Raw genomic sequence first — 17,018 nt, forward strand, 5'->3', positions numbered from 1 at the left:
AAGCATCTAAGTGCGAAACTAGCCCGAAGATGAATCTTCCACACAAGGGTCGTTGTAGACTACGACGTTGATAGGCTGCAGGTGTACGTGTAGAAATACATTCAGCTGAGCAGTACTAATTACCCAACAGCTTGCACAACTTTTAACTCATTCTCTTTTGCTTCCAATATGACATGAAATTCAATGAATGAATTTTGAATGAGTGAATAAATGAATGACTGCATCTGCAGCCACCATTCAAAACTCTATCATTCTCTCATTCAATCATTGTACACTCACAAAGATCTTGTTGGTGGCTATTGGCCCGGTGTTCACCTCTTCCCATCCCGAACAGAGAAGTTAAGCCCGGAACCGCCGATGATACTTGGGTCAAACCTGGTAAAGTAGGTAGTCGCCACAATACTATTACAATAAAAAAAGGCCATCTCGAAAGGATGGTCTTTTTTCGTTTATCGCCACCGCCTCTAAGGGAGGCGCAGTCCAAGGCTTGGCCGACTGCCCACGTTGATTGCCTAAGCGCCGGGATCCGCTCTGAGTTTACTCCAATTCAAAACATTGTGGATAGAAAATGTAGCAATTTCCGCCACCCTCACATAAGAATTTTATCACTTGCAATGCGGTAAAATCAAAAAAACCACCTCGTTTATCGGGATGGTTTTTGATAATATCTTCGTTTTTACTTGCGGTATAAATAAAATTTTACTTTTTATTTAAACCTGTAAAATTGCGATGCTGGTTCCTCCTATGTGCTTAATGTTTTTAAATCTCGAATCTGAAAGATACAACTCATTTAGGGCAGTCCATACTCCTTCCCAATTGGTATAATCATGCCAAATAATTAGTCCTCCTGGGCGCATGGTTGATAAAATTTTCTTGCTGTCATTTATAACATATTCATAGGCATGCGACCCGTCAATAAAAGCGAGATCAATCGTATTTTGATAATTGGCGAACGAATAAGTAGCAGAATCCCCAAAAACCTGCGTGATTTTCTGTGCCATCGGATGCCCAATAAATCTTTCTCCGGATACATCTTTTTTTACATACCTTATTTCCCCTTCCTCAATTTCCATAGCAGTAGAGCTCAAACCTTCACTCGGCAGGTCCAAAGTCGTAATTACAGCGTTAGATTTTGTGTTCAAAGCCATATTCAATGTCGTTCTTCCTTGGAAAGTTCCGATTTCGAATATACTATTCGGATCGAATTTTTTGACAAGATTACTGATCACCTTCAATTCGAACTCGGTGGTGTGACCGAAACCACATTCATAAACTCCCTCATATTGAGCATTGTCATTTCCAAACAATTCAAATACATCCGTTTTAGGAAGTATAAAAGGATCAATAGGTGTGACATCTTGTTGGCTATCTTTATTTTCGTAGTGATTATAAAGGGCTAAAAGATTGTTTCTGCGTTTTTCATCCAACATGCCGACTGTAAGGGTGGACCCAACTCTGCGACATACGCCAAAGTATAACCTAAGATTATTCAAAAAATTTGCCATGCAACGATTGAGTTTATGATATTTCGGGTTAAAATACTATTTTTTAATTATATATCATATACAAGTAAATTAATCCTGGTTTGAGAGCTAGGCTGAGCTAGATTTTTATCTTTGACGTCTGAAGTTAAATAAGTACATATTGCAAAACATTGAATTGGAACATGTGACTTCCATAGTGAAGTTGCCGTCTGAGAATAACACATGTTTTCAGCGTACAGTCTCTTTGTTATATAAGATCCCAGGAGTGTTTCCAATCTGTTAATCCGCTGGACAAATGAAAGTTGTCTTTAGGTTATATTTATTACTGTCATCCATAAGTCTGTTTGGGCAAAATTATATTACTCCAAAAGGAGAATTTATGGATACAACCAGGGTGTATAGCCCTGGTTGTGCTCCGCCGTATCAGATATTTTATTATCAGGTAAAGGCCAAGTATCCAGTGTCTTCGGCGCTTTTATTGGCTGAATCAAGAAACTTTATTAAGTCCAAAGAACGAATAAATTCTGGTAGCGGCTATGTTACTTTTCGGTTTATTATTGACTGTGAGGGTATTATGAGCCGTGTTCTGGTGCAACAAACAGATGAAAATTATAAACCATTCCATTTTGAAAAGGAATTTGTGAATGACTTGTACAGTTATCTAAAAACAATGCGTCTGTGGAAGACACACCTTCGGGTGGAAAATCTTAATAATATCAATTACGTCGCTTTCGTTTCTTTTAAAATAAAAAATGGGGAAATTATTAATATTATTCCTTAGCATTTTGCTTATTCCGACTTCAAGTCGTTCACAGCAAAAAATAGATTGCAGCTCTAAATTTGCTCAGGATAGCCTTTTGGAAGTATACTCTGCAAAAGCCTGGAAATTTGGATATAATCATCCGGATTGGGAGGCAAACTGGGACAGCCTGATTTCCATTTGTCCCAATATCGCAGATGCTTATCAGGAAAAGGCTATTCCTTATTTGAAAAGCGGAGATTATGCTAAGGCGTTTGAACTGGAAGATAAAGCGGTGGAGCTTGATCCGAAGAGATGGATTGCATACCGTGGATTTTTGCACTGCATTTTTACAAAAAATTGTGAAAAGGCTCTAACTGACTTCCAGCTGGCGGAGCAACTAGTGCCCAATGCTAGTGTAATGGACCATACCTATTCATTTTTTTGCGGCCTGGCTTATCTTGAAACCGGAGCTTTGGAGGAAGCGGAGAAAATGTTTTTAAAGGATATCGAACAACAAAAGAGCAGGGGAAAAGACAATGATATCCATTTTAACTCTTTGCTTTATTTGGGGATAGTTCAATTTGAAAAGAGGGATTATATTGAAGCTGAAAGAAATCTCAAGGAATGTCTTATATATTATTCACAATTGCCAGAGGCTAATTATTTTTTAGGACAACTATTCAAGGCAATTGGAAATCCTGATTCCGATTTGCATTTTAAATTTGCAAAGCAATATTTTAATCAAGGATATAGTATGAATGAAGATAACGAGGTATACGTTAACTATCTACGACAGATTTCCTTGGTTGAGATTGAGCGGCAATGAATGTCTACTAAACTTAATTTTTAAGATAAATCTCAGCCCGCTTCAAATCCTCCGGAGTCGTTATTTTAATGTTTTCATAAGATCCTTCTGTCAAATGAATTTGGTAACCCTGGAATTCCAGAACGCTGGCGCAGTCTGTAAATAGTGATTGGTAGGGATTTTCGAAAGCTATTTTCATCCAGTCGATTCGAAAAGTTTGCGGGGTTTGAATTAATCTGAAGGCTGACCGGTCCATAGCCGTATTTTTCTCAGAATTTTCAATAATTCTGATTGAGTCTTTTAATGGCACGCTAACCACTGCTGTACCAAACTGGGCAGCATTTTGAAAACTTTCCGAAATTATTTCTTTACTAATCATAGGACGCACGCCGTCATGAACTGCCACAAAGGCATCATCAGTTGCTGTAATACTATCCAAACCATTTTTAACAGAGTGAAATCTTGTTTCACCACCGGCTACAAGTGAATATGTCTCAGTAAATGAAAACGTTTTACAAAGGTGATTCCAATAGTCAAACTGAGCCTCTGGAAGAACAAGAATTATCTGTAAGGTGTCAGAGTAATTTCTAAATGCCGTAATCGTATGCATCAAAATGGGTAATCCGTTGACAGGAATAAACTGTTTTGGGATATTACTTTTCATCCGGCTTCCTGAGCCACCTGCGACGATGATCACATATTCCTGCATAATAAAACGGTTTCGGTATTTCAAAAAAATGTCATTTATCAACACAAAGCTTAGCTAATATGTTAATAAATGACAAAAATAATTCTATTGATGCCAGGATCAGATGATCAGCATCGCGTCTCCATAAGTGAAGAATTTATATTTCTCCTTGATCGCCATTTCGTAAGCTTTCATAACCAAATCAAAACCACCAAATGCGCAAGCTGACATCAATAAAATTGATTCAGGTAGCTGAAAGTTAGATACCATGGCGTTTGCAATTTTGAAATCGTAAGGAGGAAAAACAAACTTATCCGTCCATCCTTCAACAGCTTTTAGGTGTCCGCTTGCAGAAACAGATGATTCAATCGCCTTAAGGGAAGTTGTACCAACAGCACAAACGCGTTTTTTACCGTCCAAAGCTGCATTTACAATATCAGCGCTTGGTTGGGTAATGCGATAATTTTCAGAATCTGTTTTGTGTTTTGTTAGATCTTCGACATCTACTGTACGGAACGTGCCCAAACCAACGTGCAAAGTAACCGGTGCAAAATTAATACCTTTAATTTCAAGGCGTTTCATCATTGCTTTCGTAAAATGCAAACCGGCTGTCGGCGCAGCTACTGCTCCAATATGTTCTGCAAAAATCGTTTGAAAACGTTCACGGTCAGCGCTTTCAACTTTACGGCGCGAAATAATTTCCGGAGGAAGTGGTGTTTCGCCCAATTGGTCAACAAGTTTCATAAACTCGTCGTTATCTCCGTCATATAAAAAACGGATTGTACGACCACGGGACGTTGTATTGTCAATTACTTCTGCAACAAGGTCACTGTCACCAAAGTATAATTTATTACCAACACGAATTTTACGTGCCGGATCGACCAGTACGTCCCAAAGACGCATTTCGCGGTTAAGTTCGCGTAATAAAAATACTTCAATTTTAGCTCCTGTTTTTTCCTTCTGGCCATATAACCGAGCCGGAAAAACTTTGGTATCATTGATTGCCATTACGTCTCCGTCCCCAAAATAATTAATCAGGTCAGGAAACATTTTATGTTCTATTTCTCCGGTGGCACGGTTGACTACCATAAGGCGTGATTCGCCGCGGTCGGAAGGATGAAGTGCAATCAGGCTTTGAGGAAGATCAAATTTAAATTCGGATAGCTTCATAGCTTGTTAAATCGGTGAAAGTCGATAAGTCGTGAGACAAAAATGGGGCGGTCGAAAATTTTATTCAAAAAATAGGATATCTACTGAACGTTCAATTAACTATATCTTACTGGACAATAATATCTTAACTCATAAAGGATAAACCTCTCTGTGGAAACTTAATTTTTAGATAAGTCCTCCCGCAAATTCCTAATAATTTTATATAGCAAAAAATTAAGACCGCAAAAGTATGAATTTGCAAGAAGAATTCCCAGTAAAATCTTATTTTTTAGTGACGACTTAACCGTTGTGTCTTCCATTTAGAGATAGAATGGGTTTGCACTTCCGTTTGACCAGCGTTATGAGGAGTTTTCTGTCGCATTAAATAAGCAGATATCATAGCAGCAAGTTCTTTTTCAGTCTCGTTTTGAGTAAAATTGAGGTATTCCGGATGAAAAAAACGATTAGCAAAATTAGTATCAAAACGTCCGGAAGTGAACTCTTCATGCTGCATCACAAAATGGCAAAATGATAGAGTTGTCTGAACGCCTGAAATGTGGTATTCTTCAATGGCTCTGATCATTTTTTGAATCGCTTCTTCACGGTTTTGTCCATAAGTGATCAGCTTTGCCAGCATGGGATCATAATAAATCGGAATTTCCATTCCTTCTTCAAAGCCATCATCGACCCTTACGCCATTTCCTTGCGGTCTGATATATCTTCGCAGCGTACCTACGTCTGGTAAGAAATTATTTGCCGGATCCTCCGCATAAACTCTTACCTCAATGGAATGGCCTTTGAGGTGTAATTCTTCTTGTTTAAAAGCCAGCGGCTTCCCCTCAGCAATAAAAATCATTTGCTTGACCAGATCAATACCCGTTATTAATTCAGTCACCGGATGTTCAACTTGCAGGCGGGTATTCATTTCCAGAAAATAGAAATTTTTATTCTCATCCAAAATAAATTCTACCGTTCCTGCTCCATAATATCCACAGGAGCGGGCGACATCGATGGCGCAACGGCCCATATCCTCACGTATGGCGGGCGTTATGGAAATTGACGGAGCTTCTTCTACCACCTTCTGATGTCGACGTTGTATGGAGCATTCGCGTTCAAATAAATGAATTATATTTCCGTGTTGATCGCCCAGTATCTGAATTTCAATGTGTTTAGGGGATGTTATATATTTTTCAATAAAAACAGCTCCATCACCGAAGGAAGAAATAGCTTCGCTTACTGCGCGATCCATTTGTTCGTCAAATTCTGTTTCCTTCTCAACGATACGCATTCCTTTACCTCCACCACCGGCGCTCGCTTTTATCAGGATGGGGTAGCCGATTTCAGAAGCAACGCGTTTTGCCTCCTCGCGGTCCTCGATAGCGCTGGCAGTTCCGGGTACCATCGGGATATTGTAGTGCGAAGCAGCTTGTTTTGCGGCCAATTTACTACCCATAATTTCAATTGCCTCCGGCGATGGGCCAATGAAAATGAGATTGGCTTCTTCCACTTTTCTCGCAAATTCAGCATTTTCCGAAAGGAAGCCGTAACCTGGATGAATTGCATCAACGTTTAAATGGTGGCAAACTTCCAAAATTTTTTTTGTATTTAAATAGGACTCAGATGAAGGAGCCGGGCCGACACAAACTGCCTCGTCTGCGTAGCGAACATGGGGGGCATTACGATCGGCTTCACTGAATATTGCGACTGTGGCAATATTCATCTCGCGTGCTGTACGCAGTATTCTCATGGCGATTTCACCACGATTTGCAACCAGAATTTTTTTAATTTCAGTCATGTAATCAGATCACTATGAGGCAACAAGATATGCGAAATTAATTCAAAATATAAAAGTTGTATCTTTATATTTTAGCTAGTGACAATTCCTTGAATATAAGGTTTATACTTAATGTATTATAATTTTTTTTATTTTTGCATTTATCTAACATATATTACAAGTTGTTACCCACATAAATTAAGAGAGAGTGGATATTTTTGAGAAACTGCACAATAACTCAGGCCCGATAGGAACACCGGCTAAAATGCTGAATAGCCATCATTACTTTTCATTTCCAATGCTGGAAGGTGATCTGGGTCCCAAAATGCGGTTTATGGGGCGTGAAGTTTTAAACTGGAGCCTTAATAACTATTTGGGTCTGGCGAATCATCCGGAGGTGCGTAAGGTAGATGCCGAAGCTGCGGCAAAGTGGGGATTGGCTTATCCGATGGGTGCACGTATGATGTCAGGTAATTCAACGTTGCATGAAGTATTTGAAAAAGAACTTGCGGAATTTGTAGGTAAAAAGGATGCCTTTTTGCTGAATTATGGATACCAGGGCGTCATGTCGGCAATTGAGTGTATCTGTGATCACCGCGATGTGATCGTGTACGATGCTGAATCTCATGCATGCCTGATCGACGGGATTCGTTTGCATAAGGCAAAAATGGGTCAGTATTACAAGTTTAACCATAATGACATGGCTAGCCTTGAAAAAAATCTGATCCGTGCGACAAAAGCTGCAAATGAAAAAGGTGGTGGTGTACTGGTAATCACGGAAGGTGTTTTCGGGATGTCCGGGAAAGTGGGAGATCTAAAATCCATCGTTGAATTAAAGAAAAAGTACGAGTTCAGACTGTTGGTAGATGATGCGCATGGATTTGGGACTATGGGTGAAACCGGTGCCGGTGTTCATGAATTGCTAGGTGTTCAAAAAGAAGTAGATCTTTACTTTTCTACGTTCGCAAAATCGATGGCAGCCATTGGAGCATTTATAGCATCAGATGATCCTGAAATCATTATGTATCTAAAATATAACATGCGTTCTCAAACATATGCCAAGGCACTTCCTATGCCTTACGTGGAAGGTTGCAGAAAACGTCTTGAAATGATTAAGACAATGCCGGAGCTTCGTACCAAATTATGGGAGAATGTTGCGGCTATGCAAAATGGTTTGAGAAGCCGTGGATTTAATATCGGAGAGACGGAATCGCCTGTAACACCAGTTTTCCTTCACAGCGAAGGAGGAGTTCCGGAAGTAACGCGTATGGTTCGTGATTTACGAGAAAATATGGGTGTCTTTTGTTCGATTGTTGTGTATCCAGTTGTTCCGAAAGGACAGATTATGTTACGTATCATTCCGACAGCATCACATACTTTGGAGGATGTAGAATATACATTGGAAGCATTTACAACCTTAGCTGATAAATTGAAGAATAGAGTTTATCAGATTGAAGATGTTCAAGAGGTTGCCGAGTAGCAAAATCATTGTCTATTGAGTTAAGAGGACGTTTTTTAGCAAAATGTCCTCTTTTTTTGTGGGCTGACTTTGAAATATTTATTTAACGTAATTAATTGATATTTAAATAGTTATGTAGGTTACTAACCTAAAATTGGATTATAAGATTGTTTTTTTTTGTTTTTAGGGTTGCGGTAATGCTTTTAATTGTTAAATTTCGGGCAAAACATGCGTTTCTAGCTTGTTAGAGGCATTTTAACTAAAAACAAACAAAAACATGGCAAGATTTGATGAAGTTAAAGATTTGATCCTATCGCTTGAAGGCGATTTCGATAAGTTTTACAATAAAGCGAACCAGGCTGCCGGAACGCGTGTACGCAAAGGAATGCAAGAGCTAAAAACTTTGGCTCAGGAAATCCGTTCGGAAGTACAGAATAAAAAGAACGAAGGCGAATAAGTAACCGGCTTTACGGTTTGCAAAAAAGGCCCGGTTTTAATCGGGCTATTTTTGTTTAGAATTTCTCCTGATTGATCATCGTGGCCATGCCTCTTGTCACGACTTTCTTTGTATTTATGTCAACAATTTCAGTTGATATTTCAGCAATATGTTTAACCGGATCAATGGTTTTAATTGTAAAAACAGCTTTGTAATCTGTATCTACAAACATAGGTCTTAAAAATTCCACTGTTTGTTTCAGATAGATTGATCCAAATCCAGGAAACTGAGTTCCTAATACTTTTGTGAAAACTGTTGCGCCCAGCATCCCATGGATAATCGGGCGTTTGAAAGTTGTTGTTGCCGCATATTCCGCATCCAGGTGAAGCGGGTTATTATCGCCAGTCAGCGCTGCAAATTGAATAACCTGCTCCTGTGAAAATCGAAAAGGATGATCGAAGGTGGCATTAACAACAGGTTCAATATTCATAAATAGTTTTGTTTATATTTTTGGCAAAAATCGGCTAATTCGCTGATCTGTCCAAATCGGTTTGGAAATTGCTTTAAAACAAAATAAGGCTACCCGCTAGGGCAGCCTTATTTTTGTTTTACCTATATGATTTTATTCTTCTATGTCCTCCGTTATGGCAGCCACTTCGTCCGCCTGTAAAACTCCATCCATTATTTTTGGAGCCCTTGCCTTGTTCCGCTTGTCTTTAAACTTTTTTACCTGCATTTTTAAGGTATCAATCGCTAAATCAGTCGCCTCTTCAAACGTTGTCCCTTGTTCCCTCACAAACATTGTTCCACCGGGGACGTATATTTTTACTTCAAGAAGTTTAGTATGTAACTTGGCGTTGTCACTCTTGTCCAATTTAAGAAATACTTCACCGCTTGTGATCTTATCGTAAAAAGTATCGAGTTTATCCATTTTTTGTTGAATAAATGTCAACAATTTTGGGTCAGCGTCGAAGTGAATTGCTTGCATTTGCAGTCTCATAAGCACTTAAGTTTTATGGTAAAACATTACTTCCAACCGGGCCTTGAAAATTCTCTTGGTTACTAAAGCGGCTCGCATCTCACGTTGCAAATTCCAAACCGCCCTTTCCTCCCAAAAGATTTCGAAGACTTACGGTATACTAAATAAAGAGAAAGATTACCGTAATGTCAAGCGAATGTTAAGGATTTGTATAAAAACTTTTTTGCTTCAATAAATTGGCAAGATCCTCTCAGGCTTCCTCTAAAAGTGTCCTGAAAGAGACATATTGACCGTTAAATTTTTCATGATGGCGCTCTTGCAAATCTGCCTGGAACTCGGTCTGGTATGCCATGAAATCTTCCATGGTTCGGAAAATAAACTGGTTTGTGTAGGTCGCGCCTTCGTTTTCGATTTCCGTAAGAAGCCTTAACAACTTTGTTTCAACCGGCAGCCCAGTGGCCATAATGGCCGGAATATGCGCTTCCTTCATATATTTTAACCAATCTTTTTCAGCGGCGTGGCTGATATTCACAGTGATATTAAAAAGGATCATGTTTTATTTATTTCAATTTGAAAACTTACGCAAATATCGCGCTTTAAATATTAATCGTTAACTATTATCATTTCAGTTACATCAATTGTTGTGATATGCTCAATTCGCAATTACCTTTGCAGGCGTACGATTCACCATAACCCGTTTTACATATGAACGCTCTTATACGTGCCCATTCGGGCTTACGTTATGTTGTCCTAGGATTATTGATTGCAGCTGTTATAATCGCTTACTCAAACTGGCAGAATAACAAACAAGGCGACAGCAAAGTTTATTTATTCGCTCTGATTGCCACTCATACGCAATTGCTGATTGGCTTGGTGCTTTATACGATGAGCCCTTTGGTGAATTTTGGAGAGATCAGTAACAAGGTCATACGATTCTATACGATCGAGCACGTTTTCATGATGGTAATCGCTATCGTCCTTATTACAGTAGGACGCGTTCGCTCAAAAAAATTAGCGGGCGCCGACAAACATCGTACTGTTCTTTACTTTTACGGAATGGCATTAATCATTATTTTGGCAGCTATTCCTTGGCCTTTCAGGAACCTGGGAGCAGCATGGTTCTGATCTGGCAATCGGCTTTCGGCGGTCGGCCATCGACTGCCCGCTGGAAGTCGTTGTATTTGACAGGTTTAGCTTAAAGTCTCCATAAGAAAGCCGAAAGCTGATTGCTGACTGCCGATAGCTTACCCAAACAAATCACTTGAAAGATATCGGTCGCCCCGATCGCAGATTATAAATACGATTGTTCCGGATTCGAGTTCTTTTGCCAGCTCAACAGCAGCCCAGGCGGCTCCTCCACTACTCATTCCAGCAAAAATTGCCTCTTCTTTTGCTAAACGCCGCGTCATGAAAGTGGCATCTTCCTGAGTCACCTCAATTACTCGGTCAACACGATTTCTATCAAATATTTTTGGAAGATATTCCTCCGGCCATTTACGGATTCCAGGGATACTCGAACCATCTGTTGGCTGGCATCCAACAATCTGGATATTTTCATTCTGTTCCTTTAAATAGCGGGAAACGCCCATGATGGTCCCGGTTGTACCCATTGAAGAGACAAAGTGCGTTACTTCCTTATTGGTATCACGTAATATTTCAGGGCCGGTCGTATTATAATGTGCCTTCCAATTATCAGGATTTGCAAACTGGTTCAGCATAAAAAAATCACCATTTTTGGCTTTTTCTTCTGCGTAATCACGAGACTCTTCCATCGTGTCAATTAATGTCACTTTCGCGCCGAAAGCTTCCATAATCAAAACACGTTCCCTGGTTGAATTTTTAGGCATAACCAGTTCTATTTCAATAGCAAATAATCGGGCGATCATTGCCAATGCAATACCAGTATTACCACTCGTGGCCTCAATTAACTTTGTACCAGACTTAATCTCACCACGATCCAAAGCGCCCTTAATCATACTGTAAGCAGCGCGGTCTTTTACACTGCCGCCAGGATTATTTCCTTCTAATTTACCGTAAAGTTTAACGTTTGGATTCGGATTGATACGGTTTAATTCTACCAATGGAGTATTGCCTACTAAATCAAGAAGTGCGGACATGAAGTAAATTATAAAATGTGATGTGAATTTGTAATGTCATTTTATAAACAAACAACATCGCACAGCAACATTCAGGTTCATCTCGAACCGATTATGTGAAAGACAGAAATAATAAATTTTGATCACAACCATATTTGTCTGATAGACTTAATTGATTGCAAAGGTAATGGTTTATTGGTATTTAGGAGTTGTGAAGAATGCCAAAGTTCCAAGCAAAAACGTAGTGATAGACGAAGAATGTGTCCCGCCGATTATAGGAATCAGCTGTACATCTGTAGCACCTCTTTTTTTCATGGCCGCTTCTGCATTAACTGAATTAAAATAAAACACCAGCGGATCCGCATCACCGTGAAATAGCCGGGTAGGCGTATTAGGCTTCCAGTCATAAACATCGTTATCACCAATTGCTGCGATAAAGCCGGTATCGGTTCCAGTATTTATTGCTGTTTTGAAAGAGTCGTTTAATATGGTATTAAAACTGACATTAATCGGATTTTCGATACCAAGTCGCTCTATCTGAGCAGCATAAGGATCCTTAAAATAATATGTTTTTGGCTTGTTGAGTTTGTAGATTCTGTCGTAAGTAAGCATAACCCATAGATACAAAGAGTTATAAGAAGCCACATCATTGACAGAGCTGTTAATGACATATTTCATAAATGCCGTTTTATCATAAGCACCGGCACCGCAGCTAGATGCTTTCAGATTAAATTCAGATGAAGCTTCCTCCTCAATTTTTTTCTGTAAACACATGGTTGCATATCCGCCTTCTGAATATCCTGCTACATATAATTTTTCATTCCATTTCACATCCGTCTGTTGTTTCAAAAGTTCTTTTGCGGCTCGTAACATATCCAACGTTGAGGATGCAAGGCTTGCACGATGTTCGTATGGATGAGGTAAATCTTTCGATGCACCGTAGCCAATATAGTCGGGATAGGAAATGATATAGCCAATAGAGCCAAAAACTGAACCAAATGTTGCAGCTTCTGAACCGTCCTTGAAATTTGAGGGTGCAGCATCATCAGATGTTATAGTGCCATGCTGGACACTAATCATAGAGACCGGTTGATCGGTTACGGGCATTAAAATGGCACCAGAAGCGATGATGTCAGACCCATCAGTATTCTTGGTTTTATAAGTAATCTTGTAAACTTTAATATCATTTTTAACATAGAATGCCAAAAGAGGATTGATTTTCAGAATATCGTCTCTTGTAGAATTTTTAATGAATGTACTTGATACTAAATATTTATTTTCCTCAGATGGTGCTGGGTCAACAGGATTATCGTTGTCGCTGCAAGCGGTCAGAAGAAGTAAACTCCAGATTAAAAGCGCCCAGCTTTTACGAAAGAGAAATGTAGAAATGTGTTTTTTCATACCGTTATAAGGAAACAAGTCAGTGTTCTGTCTGAGATAACGAACACTGACTTGTTTTTGATAAAGATAATCTGATTTTCTGATAATTATATTTTATCCATATACCAACTTATCATTCGGGCAGATGCGTCAGGTCTTTCCACCATTCCCATGTGACCAGCTTCGGCCAGAATAAATGGATAACTTTGTTTCGGATATTCTGAAAGGCTGATGCAACTTTCAAAAGGAATCAGTTTGTCCTGCATACCGATAATGAACAAAACAGGAAAAGGCATCGCAGCTAAAACGGCTGTACGATCAGGTCTTTCACGCATTGCGTTAAGTCCTGTGATCAATGCTTCGGCGGGAAGTTTTCCATAACGCTCGATATGCTCTTTTATCTTGTTCGGATAAAGTTCTTTGAACCTGTCTCCATATAAGTTTGCAGCCATATTTTTTAAAAACATTTCTGTTCCGTAATTCCGGAGCATATCGATGGTCTGGTTGCGCTGATGTTTTTTGGATTCGTCATCGGCGTAAGCAGTGGAATGAAACAGTCCAAAACCTTCGAGCATTTCCGGATACTTTTCAGCAAAGGCCAGAGCGATATAACCACCCATCGAGTGGCCGATCAGTGTACATTTCTCTATTACCGCTGTCGTAAGAAATCGATGTAATTCATCAGCATATTCTTCAACTGTATGGCAAAAAGTGAAGAGGGAAATATTTGGTCTGATGACCGTGTAATATTCATTTATCAAAGCATCAATATTATCCCAAATTGCATCATCAACGCCATGGCCATGCAGTAATACAAGTGTCTTTCTGTGTAGATTCATAGCAGTTTACTCTTAAAGGTTGAGTTATTCTTTGGTTAAATATACATAAACCGAGAGTAAAATCAGCTTTTGATCAGGAATTCATTGTAAATTAATGGAGACTTAATGTTGGAAGTAGTGGGGGAAATAGAGACAAGACAAAATTTTAACTCAATTGATTATCCTGTAAAAGCTGAATCAAAAAACTATCTGAAATGGCATTTTGTTCAGATTTGTCGTAGATAGAAAGTAACGTTACGGTTTCCTTTGAAATTTTAACGCAAGTGATGATTCTTCACCCGCCGGATTTTCCTTTGTTTTTTGAGGAAATAGCCATTCGGATTTTATAGCAATCTTTTCCAAGCAAAATACCTTGATATGGATCTTCTTCAAGTTCTTTGATAAGTTTTTTTAAATCAGTTAGAAGTGATGGGTACTTTTTCAAAAGTTTTTTTAACTCCTTATCAAAGTTTTTAACAGTGAAAATTTTAAACATTAGTTTTCGACTTCGTTTAGCAGAAACTGTATGGGGCGTGATGTAATTAACCCCTTATCTACCATCTCCATTTCCTGAAAACCAGCTTTAATATTTTCCCAAGTTTCTTTCTGTTCTGACGAAAGACCGTCGTTTGCCTTTGCCGATTCTTCAATTTCTACAAAATCTAATGCACGAACTAGCTTCATGAAAAAAGCAAATTGACTTTCAGGAACGTTTAGAATTACTTGTTTCATAATATGATTGAAAAGTTATTCAAATAAAAATTTCTGTGGATCGAAAGATACATCAATTTAAACCAGATAATTAATCTATTTGTTCAGCTTCGCCATTTCTTCTTCGCGCAAAGCCCTGCGTAATATTTTACCTACGTTTGTCTTAGGCAACTCTGTACGGAACTCGATTTTCTTTGGACATTTATAAGGCGTAAGATTTTCTTTACAGTATGCTTTTACCTGCTCCTCAGTAAGTTCAGGGTCTTTTTTTACGATAAAAAGTTTGACCAGTTCTCCGGATTTCTCATCAGGAATCCCGACACAGGCCACTTCCAAAACTCCCGGGCATTGTGCCACGACATCTTCTAGTTCATTTGGATAAACGTTGAATCCGGAAACCAGGATCATATCCTTTTTTCGGTCCACAATTTTAAAATAGCCGTTAGCATCTTCATATCCTAAATCTCCGGTTTTGAACCAGCGCATTCCGTCTTGTTCAAAAATAACCTGAGCGGTTTCTTCCGGCCGGTTGAAGTATCCGAGCATAACCTGCGGGCCTGCCGCGCATATTTCACCTACTTCACCAAGATCTGCCCACGAACCATCTTCGCGTAAAATTCGCATGGCTGTGCTGGGCCAGGGAATACCAATTGTCCCGATACGATTTTCACCTACGAGCAAATTGGAAGACAAAACAGGTGAAGTTTCAGAAAGTCCATAACCCTCGGTCGCTGCACATCCTGTTGATGCCAGCCATTTTTCTGCCACAATTTTTTGCAGCGCCATACCTCCTGCGGAAGTTGCTTTTAACTCACTGAAATCAACTTCGCTGAATTTTGGATTGTTCATCAGGCCATTAAACATCGTGTTAACGCCTGTGAAAACATTTATTTTATATTTTTTCAGATCTGAAATAAATGCGTTCATATCCCTTGGATTAGTTATCAGAACGTTCATTGCTCCAATTTTTATTCCGGACAAAGCGTTGACTGTTAATGCATAAACGTGATATAATGGAAGTGCAGCTACGAAAATTGGCACTTCCATATTCGTCATGATCGGTTTGAGCCAGGCATTATTTGCTTCCACATTTGCAATGAGATTACGATGCGTCAGTAGCGCGCCTTTTGACACACCCGTAGTTCCGCCAGTATATTGGATAAATGCAATGTCGATATTGGAGACAACCGGTTTTTGATATTCCAGACTTGAACCTATTGAAAGCGCCTCTGCAAAGGGAACGGCTTTCGGGATATGATAAGCCGGTACCATTTTCTTGACATATTTAACTACTGCGTTGACTATAACCTTTTTTGGGAAACCCAGTAAGTCGCCAATTTGTGTGATGATAATATGTTCAATTTCAGTATTATTAACTATTTTTTCGAGGTGTGAAGCAAAGTTTGCAAGAATTACGACGGCTTTAACACCTGAATCTTTGAACTGGTGCTGCATTTCCCGTGGCGTATAAAGCGGATTCGTATTTACAACGACCAGTCCTGCTCGTAATGCACCGAACATCGCCACCGGATATTGCAATAGATTTGGCATTTGGATAGCAATCCTGTCACCTTTTTTTAAACCCAGACCTTGCAGGTAAGCTGCGAAATTCCGAGAAAGCTCATCTAATTTTCCAAAGCTGAGCTCTTTACCCATGTTTGCATATGCAGACCTATCCTTGAATAACCTGAAACCGGTTTCCAGCATTTCAATGAGTGAGGAATACGCATCAGGATCGATTTCGTATGGCACTCCTGGCGTATAAAATTTTAGCCAGGGATATGTTTCTTTGGATATGGCAATCATGGGTTCTGTCGCAAAAAGTTGATGATGTCGCTTTCAGGATTTTAAGTTAAACAATTGACACAAATTAATATTGAATCTGTCCAATTTATTTTCTTGATCATTTAAACGAAAAACATACGACAAGGTAATACAAAGCAACAAATTGTTTATCTCTTCGAAATTTCCCATCGCCAGAGTGGGCCTTCGTCCGGATCTTTTACATCCTCAGTTCTTACAAAACCTAGCTTTTCCAGGATATGTCCGGAAGCGTTTTCTTCGGCCAGCGTATGCGCAACTACCTTTAATACTCCACTTTGTGAAAAAGCATGTTCCAAAAGTGCACGGGCTGTTTCAGTACCAAGACCCATGGTGCGATGTGATGGCGTTATTTCATAACCAATTTCTACCATTCCATTAGAATCCGGTTCGCCTTTGTAGCCGCAGGAGCCAATTAATATGTTATCCTGTTTGTATATAATTAAATAAACCCACCAAAGGCGAAGAGGTGGGTGTGCCTTCCAACGATGATAGGAAGGCGTAAAAGTATCACGGAATTCAGTCCATTTTTTTGGAACATTTACACCCATGACACGACCAAGGACATTGTTGCCCATTCTTATCGCATCAAAAAGTGTGTCGTCGCACGGAACAATATCTAAACGAGGGCTTTGAAGCATTTTAAAGTTAAATTGTCAAATCAAAGCCGAATTTA

General features: G+C 39.3%; 19 protein-coding genes and 2 rRNA genes. 7 read left to right on the forward strand and 14 right to left on the reverse strand.

Annotation, left to right across the window (positions count from 1 at the left end):
• Both L0657_RS09805 and rrf read left to right on the forward strand, forming a co-directional pair.
• Window positions 1–139: ribosomal RNA gene (locus L0657_RS09805) — 23S ribosomal RNA — on the forward strand; the annotation flags it as partial.
• A 149-nt stretch (window positions 140–288) separates the two neighbouring features.
• Window positions 289–400, forward strand: a 5S ribosomal RNA gene (gene rrf, locus L0657_RS09810).
• Window positions 401–710: 310 nt separating this feature from the next.
• Here the strand turns inward: rrf and L0657_RS09815 are convergent.
• The gene (locus L0657_RS09815; protein WP_235150443.1) at window positions 711–1,505 is read right to left on the reverse strand and encodes a class I SAM-dependent methyltransferase; all 795 of its coding nucleotides are present in this window, start codon (window positions 1,503–1,505) and stop codon (window positions 711–713) included.
• Between the two features lie 274 nt (window positions 1,506–1,779).
• Here L0657_RS09815 and L0657_RS09820 point away from each other — a divergent pair, with 274 nt between their 5' ends.
• Both L0657_RS09820 and L0657_RS09825 read left to right on the forward strand, forming a co-directional pair.
• Window positions 1,780–2,265: a hypothetical protein gene (locus L0657_RS09820; protein WP_235150444.1), complete on the forward strand. Its 486-nt coding sequence runs from the start codon at window positions 1,780–1,782 to the stop codon at window positions 2,263–2,265.
• Entirely contained in the window at window positions 2,237–3,052 is an 816-nt protein-coding gene (locus L0657_RS09825; protein WP_235150445.1) for a tetratricopeptide repeat protein, read from the forward strand. Before L0657_RS09820 ends, L0657_RS09825 begins: the two co-directional genes overlap by 29 nt.
• A 13-nt stretch (window positions 3,053–3,065) precedes the next feature.
• Here the strand turns inward: L0657_RS09825 and L0657_RS09830 are convergent, their stop codons facing one another.
• From L0657_RS09830 to accC, 3 genes are all read right to left on the reverse strand, one after another.
• Window positions 3,066–3,740: a 2-C-methyl-D-erythritol 4-phosphate cytidylyltransferase gene (locus L0657_RS09830; protein ID WP_235151385.1), complete on the reverse strand. Its 675-nt coding sequence runs from the start codon at window positions 3,738–3,740 to the stop codon at window positions 3,066–3,068.
• 99 nt (window positions 3,741–3,839) lie between these two features.
• Entirely contained in the window at window positions 3,840–4,889 is a 1,050-nt protein-coding gene (gene queA, locus L0657_RS09835; protein WP_235150446.1) for a tRNA preQ1(34) S-adenosylmethionine ribosyltransferase-isomerase QueA, read from the reverse strand.
• Window positions 4,890–5,157: 268 nt separating this feature from the next.
• Entirely contained in the window at window positions 5,158–6,663 is a 1,506-nt protein-coding gene (gene accC / locus L0657_RS09840) for an acetyl-CoA carboxylase biotin carboxylase subunit (protein ID WP_235150447.1), read from the reverse strand.
• Between the two features lie 187 nt (window positions 6,664–6,850).
• Between accC and L0657_RS09845 the strand changes: the two genes are divergently transcribed.
• Together L0657_RS09845 and L0657_RS09850 are read left to right on the forward strand one after the other, a co-directional pair.
• Entirely contained in the window at window positions 6,851–8,122 is a 1,272-nt protein-coding gene (locus L0657_RS09845) for a pyridoxal phosphate-dependent aminotransferase family protein (RefSeq protein ID WP_235150448.1), read from the forward strand.
• A gap of 256 nt (window positions 8,123–8,378) precedes the next feature.
• A complete protein-coding gene (locus L0657_RS09850; RefSeq protein ID WP_194123229.1) occupies window positions 8,379–8,558 on the forward strand; it encodes a histone H1 in 180 nt (59 codons plus the stop codon).
• Between the two features lie 55 nt (window positions 8,559–8,613).
• Here L0657_RS09850 and L0657_RS09855 read toward each other — a convergent pair whose 3' ends face one another.
• From L0657_RS09855 to L0657_RS09865, 3 genes are all read right to left on the reverse strand, one after another.
• Window positions 8,614–9,027, reverse strand: coding sequence for a MaoC family dehydratase (locus L0657_RS09855; RefSeq protein WP_235150449.1), 414 nt, complete (start codon window positions 9,025–9,027; stop codon window positions 8,614–8,616).
• 132 nt (window positions 9,028–9,159) lie between these two features.
• Window positions 9,160–9,537, reverse strand: a complete 378-nt coding sequence (locus L0657_RS09860; RefSeq protein WP_235150450.1) for an HPF/RaiA family ribosome-associated protein — start codon at window positions 9,535–9,537, stop codon at window positions 9,160–9,162.
• Window positions 9,538–9,766: 229 nt separating this feature from the next.
• Complete coding sequence (locus tag L0657_RS09865; protein WP_235150451.1) at window positions 9,767–10,069, reverse strand: DUF4286 family protein; 303 nt, start codon at window positions 10,067–10,069, stop codon at window positions 9,767–9,769.
• 152 nt (window positions 10,070–10,221) lie between these two features.
• Between L0657_RS09865 and L0657_RS09870 the strand changes: the two genes are divergently transcribed.
• A complete protein-coding gene (locus L0657_RS09870; protein WP_235150452.1) occupies window positions 10,222–10,641 on the forward strand; it encodes a cytochrome B in 420 nt (139 codons plus the stop codon).
• Between the two features lie 119 nt (window positions 10,642–10,760).
• On the opposite strand, the gene cysM is transcribed toward L0657_RS09870, so the two are convergent.
• From cysM to L0657_RS09905, 7 genes are all read right to left on the reverse strand, one after another.
• Window positions 10,761–11,633, reverse strand: coding sequence for a cysteine synthase CysM (gene cysM / locus L0657_RS09875; RefSeq protein ID WP_235150453.1), 873 nt, complete (start codon window positions 11,631–11,633; stop codon window positions 10,761–10,763).
• A 171-nt stretch (window positions 11,634–11,804) separates the two neighbouring features.
• Entirely contained in the window at window positions 11,805–13,013 is a 1,209-nt protein-coding gene (locus L0657_RS09880; RefSeq protein ID WP_235150454.1) for a S9 family peptidase, read from the reverse strand.
• An 86-nt stretch (window positions 13,014–13,099) separates the two neighbouring features.
• Window positions 13,100–13,831 carry an alpha/beta fold hydrolase gene (locus L0657_RS09885; RefSeq protein ID WP_235150455.1) on the reverse strand — a complete coding sequence of 244 codons (732 nt, stop codon included), beginning with the start codon at window positions 13,829–13,831 and terminating at the stop codon, window positions 13,100–13,102.
• A 274-nt stretch (window positions 13,832–14,105) separates the two neighbouring features.
• Window positions 14,106–14,306 (reverse strand): hypothetical protein, encoded by a 201-nt coding sequence (locus tag L0657_RS28045; protein ID WP_310588275.1) that lies wholly within the window; start codon window positions 14,304–14,306, stop codon window positions 14,106–14,108.
• Window positions 14,306–14,542, reverse strand: a complete 237-nt coding sequence (locus L0657_RS09895; RefSeq protein ID WP_235150456.1) for a hypothetical protein — start codon at window positions 14,540–14,542, stop codon at window positions 14,306–14,308. The genes L0657_RS28045 and L0657_RS09895 overlap by 1 nt, the downstream gene beginning before the upstream one ends.
• A 75-nt stretch (window positions 14,543–14,617) precedes the next feature.
• Window positions 14,618–16,327 (reverse strand): AMP-binding protein, encoded by a 1,710-nt coding sequence (locus L0657_RS09900; RefSeq protein WP_235150457.1) that lies wholly within the window; start codon window positions 16,325–16,327, stop codon window positions 14,618–14,620.
• Window positions 16,328–16,473: 146 nt separating this feature from the next.
• Window positions 16,474–16,983: a GNAT family N-acetyltransferase gene (locus tag L0657_RS09905; RefSeq protein WP_235150458.1), complete on the reverse strand. Its 510-nt coding sequence runs from the start codon at window positions 16,981–16,983 to the stop codon at window positions 16,474–16,476.
• Window positions 16,984–17,018: the final 35 nt, after the last annotated feature.

It is taken from the genome of Dyadobacter sp. CY345, assembly GCF_021502725.1.
Taxonomy (GTDB): Bacteria; Bacteroidota; Bacteroidia; order Cytophagales; family Spirosomataceae; genus Dyadobacter.

Bases quoted from the DNA above. Each gene is read 5' to 3' on its own strand.
- L0657_RS09905 (WP_235150458.1), bottom strand. From the start codon at position 16,983: ATGCTTCAAAGCCCTCGTTTAGATATTGTTCCGTGCGACGACACACTT.
- L0657_RS09880 (WP_235150454.1), bottom strand. From the start codon at position 13,013: ATGAAAAAACACATTTCTACATTTCTCTTTCGTAAAAGCTGGGCGCTT.
- L0657_RS09855 (WP_235150449.1), bottom strand. From the start codon at position 9,027: ATGAATATTGAACCTGTTGTTAATGCCACCTTCGATCATCCTTTTCGA.
- L0657_RS09830 (WP_235151385.1), bottom strand. From the start codon at position 3,740: ATGCAGGAATATGTGATCATCGTCGCAGGTGGCTCAGGAAGCCGGATG.
- L0657_RS09850 (WP_194123229.1), top strand. From the start codon at position 8,379: ATGGCAAGATTTGATGAAGTTAAAGATTTGATCCTATCGCTTGAAGGC.
- L0657_RS09825 (WP_235150445.1), top strand. From the start codon at position 2,237: ATGGGGAAATTATTAATATTATTCCTTAGCATTTTGCTTATTCCGACT.
- L0657_RS09895 (WP_235150456.1), bottom strand. From the start codon at position 14,542: ATGAAACAAGTAATTCTAAACGTTCCTGAAAGTCAATTTGCTTTTTTC.
- L0657_RS09865 (WP_235150451.1), bottom strand. From the start codon at position 10,069: ATGATCCTTTTTAATATCACTGTGAATATCAGCCACGCCGCTGAAAAA.
- L0657_RS09820 (WP_235150444.1), top strand. From the start codon at position 1,780: ATGAAAGTTGTCTTTAGGTTATATTTATTACTGTCATCCATAAGTCTG.
- cysM (WP_235150453.1), bottom strand. From the start codon at position 11,633: ATGTCCGCACTTCTTGATTTAGTAGGCAATACTCCATTGGTAGAATTA.
- accC (WP_235150447.1), bottom strand. From the start codon at position 6,663: ATGACTGAAATTAAAAAAATTCTGGTTGCAAATCGTGGTGAAATCGCC.
- L0657_RS09870 (WP_235150452.1), top strand. From the start codon at position 10,222: ATGAACGCTCTTATACGTGCCCATTCGGGCTTACGTTATGTTGTCCTA.
- L0657_RS09860 (WP_235150450.1), bottom strand. From the start codon at position 9,537: ATGAGACTGCAAATGCAAGCAATTCACTTCGACGCTGACCCAAAATTG.
- L0657_RS09900 (WP_235150457.1), bottom strand. From the start codon at position 16,327: ATGATTGCCATATCCAAAGAAACATATCCCTGGCTAAAATTTTATACG.
- L0657_RS09885 (WP_235150455.1), bottom strand. From the start codon at position 13,831: ATGAATCTACACAGAAAGACACTTGTATTACTGCATGGCCATGGCGTT.
- L0657_RS28045 (WP_310588275.1), bottom strand. From the start codon at position 14,306: ATGTTTAAAATTTTCACTGTTAAAAACTTTGATAAGGAGTTAAAAAAA.
- L0657_RS09815 (WP_235150443.1), bottom strand. From the start codon at position 1,505: ATGGCAAATTTTTTGAATAATCTTAGGTTATACTTTGGCGTATGTCGC.
- queA (WP_235150446.1), bottom strand. From the start codon at position 4,889: ATGAAGCTATCCGAATTTAAATTTGATCTTCCTCAAAGCCTGATTGCA.